Genomic DNA, 3,115 nt, shown 5'->3' with positions numbered 1-3,115 from the left:
ACCTTCTTTTGATGGAAAGAAGATAGCAGTTTTTAAGTTGTTGGCTAATTCTATGAGTAGAAATTATTTGTTAAGTTTATGCAAATATTATTTGTTTATTTAGAAGCGTCTTGTTTTTAAACTAAAGATCCGCCAGTTTTTAAGTATTTTTCAATACCTTCTGCAGCACGATATGCTAGTGCTCCAACTGTACCAGTTGGGTTGTAACCTGAGTTTTGAGCAAAAGCACTTGCACCAGGTACAAATACGTTTTCACAATCCCACATTTGTAGATAGCTGTTTAAAGCGCTTGTTTCTGGATCTGAGCCCATAATTACTCCACCAGTATTATGAGTAGATTGGTAGTTACGAATATCGTAATCTCCGACTTCGAGGCCATTAATTTTGATATCTTTTGCACCCATTTTTTTCATGATCTCAGCTGATTTTTCGCCCATAAACTTCATTAGTTGACGATCTTGATCTTTCCAATTAAACGTCATACGAAGTAATGGATCACCGAATGCATCTTTATAAGTTGGGTCTAGATCGATGTAATTATCTTGCCAAGGAAGGGAAGCCCCTTGTGCTTTTACAATAAGAGCACGGTTTGCATTTGTAACAGAAGCGTCTTTAAATTCTTTACCCCAAGTTGGAACGCCTGCTGGAATCTGATTGTTTGCAATAGGACGATCCCCTAATTGGGTAATTTGAATTGTCGCACCATGTAAGAAATCTAAGTCAGTATGATCAAAGAAGTCTCCGTTAAAGTCATCAATTTGTGCTCCTAGAGATCCTGCACCACCGTATAAATTGAACTCTTTATCGAAGAAACCTACAGCAGTCCCTAGAATTGTTTGGTATGCATAGTTTCTACCAATGACACCTGTACCAGTAACTGGATCATATGGACGGCCAAGTTGAGAGTTTAATAATAGTTTAATATTGTTCATTTGATAGGCTGATACTACAACTACATCTGCCTCTTGGATGAACTCTTCACCAGTACGTATATCAACGTATAACACGCCAGTAGCTTTTCCATTCGTGTGTAGAACTTTACGTACAACAGAATGAGTACGTACTTCGAAGTTACCAGTTTCTTTAGCTACAGGTAAAACTGTAACTACTGGTGATGCTTTTGCTCCATATTCACAACCAAAACGCTCACAAAAGCCGCAATATTGACAAGCGCCACGAGAAACGCCATCTGGATTAGTATAAGATTGCGATAAATTGTTAGAAGGCATATGGTATGGATGATATCCAAGCTCTTTCGCTGCACTTTTGAATAATTTTATAGCAGGTGTTTCCAGCATCGGCGGGTTAGGATATTTTATTTGTGGAGAACCAGGTAATGGATTCTCCTCACCGCTAATACCCGTCATAGCGTCAAATTTATCGAAGTATGGTTCTAACTCTTCGTATGTTATACCCCAGTCTTGAAGCATCATCCCTTTAGGGATTTTACCTTTTCCGTAACGTTTAACAGTTTCTGAATAGATCTCGAAATCGTATGGCAGGAAGCGGTAAGTTTGACCATTCCAATGCTCTCCTGAACCACCTGTTCCTTCTCCGATTAGGAAGCTACCCCATTCACGGTAAGGTAATGCTCGTTGTGTCATATTGTGACGGAATGTAATCGTTTCTTTAGAAAGATCTTGCATCATTTCTTTACGCTCTGCGTAACGTAGTTCATCATGAGCCATAAAGTAATCTTCAGTCGAACGTTCTTTACCACGCTCTATACCTACTACTTTGTATCCTTTTTTTGTAAGTTCTGCTGCGATAATACCGCCGACCCAACCTACTCCTACTAAAACTATATCTGTTTTTGGTAATTTAGTTGCCAAAGTTGTTCACCCTTTCTATTGGTGTATATTAGTGTGTATGCTGAGAGTTTAAGCTCATAGGATCTATTTTCACGAATTCATCTTTTTCTAACACATTAGTATAACTTGATTGATGGCCAGGGAAATTCTTCATTTTCCAACCAGCCATATCTTTGTTACCGCCGTACATAGGATCAGCATATACTCCTTCAATGGTTACTTTTCTAAGTAAAGAGAAGAAGAAGGATGAGCTAACAGCTCCATTTAATTTAACTTTATCAGCTTCAAAATCTTTTAAGATTTCGATTTGTTGTTCTTCTGTTAAACTGGCGAATTTAGGTTTATCCTCGGATTTCTTTGCAGCTTCTGTATTTAAAGCTATAATTCCAAGGTTAAATACTTGCTGACGATTCAAATGTGTTTGGTAGCCTTGTTGTGGAACCGCTTCTCCCGGGAAGAAAGGACCAGTCATATATTCTTTTGAGTTCAGGCCAAAGCTTCCAGCTAGTTGGTGATCGATATAATACGCAACAAGTAATTCTTTCGCACCAGGTCCTACCTCAGTTTTAGGGAAAATTTGCTCTGCTGCAGCCTCTATCGTATCAAATTGTGCCTTGTCAAAATACATCAGTGCTTGGTTGAAGTTAACCCCAGCAGTCGCTGAATGAACCCCAGTCTCGTTAGTTTTAGATGTTGAGTCTTTACCTAGTAAAGAGCCGAGTGCTCCACCTAGTACAACTCCACCGACTGTTAAACCAGAATTTTTGATAAAAGTACGTCTAGATGAGCGTTTATCTAAGTATGTAGCCTTGTTTTCCTGTTCTGACATAATATGACCTCCAATGTAAATTAGTATAAATAGCTTATTGTTTATTTAGGTAAACAATGGCTTAAAAGATATTCTGATTAATGAAAAACTGCATGCCAGTTATAAACTAATGAGAATAGGATCGTATAAACCAATAAAAATGAGACAAAGTATATATATTTTTTTCCAGTCCAGCAAAGAACAATTATAGCTAGTCCGATACTTGAACCTATTAACGCGAACCAAGGAAACTCATTATTATAGTAAAAGAGGCCAAGAGCTAAATCTGCTACTATAAATAAAGCAAAAATTACTTGATTCAACAGTTTTAATTCTTCTAAGTTATATTGCGTCACTTTTATTCTCCTTTAACATAGTACACACAACTATGAAAACGTAATTTTTATAAATACAAAACAACCGTCTTACAGTCTACTCCTTTTATTTATTAATAACTCGATATTTTTTTCTTTTATATAAATTTAATTTTATTCTG

3 protein-coding genes are annotated in these 3,115 nt (G+C 37.0%); all 3 read right to left on the bottom strand.

The window, feature by feature from the left end; genetic code table 11:
• Window positions 1–116: 116 nt before the first annotated feature.
• Window positions 117–1,832: a GMC family oxidoreductase gene (locus AC06OU_RS15660; protein ID WP_475857016.1), complete on the bottom strand. Its 1,716-nt coding sequence runs from the start codon at window positions 1,830–1,832 to the stop codon at window positions 117–119.
• Between the two features lie 28 nt (window positions 1,833–1,860).
• On the bottom strand, window positions 1,861–2,640 hold the full coding sequence (locus tag AC06OU_RS15655) for a gluconate 2-dehydrogenase subunit 3 family protein (RefSeq protein WP_475857014.1): 780 nt from the start codon (window positions 2,638–2,640) through the stop codon (window positions 1,861–1,863).
• 77 nt (window positions 2,641–2,717) lie between these two features.
• Window positions 2,718–2,975 (bottom strand): hypothetical protein, encoded by a 258-nt coding sequence (locus tag AC06OU_RS15650; protein ID WP_475857012.1) that lies wholly within the window; start codon window positions 2,973–2,975, stop codon window positions 2,718–2,720.
• Window positions 2,976–3,115: the final 140 nt, after the last annotated feature.

The organism is Psychrobacillus sp. (assembly GCF_056205495.1).
Note: the sequence above shows the minus strand (reverse complement) of the source record. Positions and strands in the feature narration are given on the sequence as shown.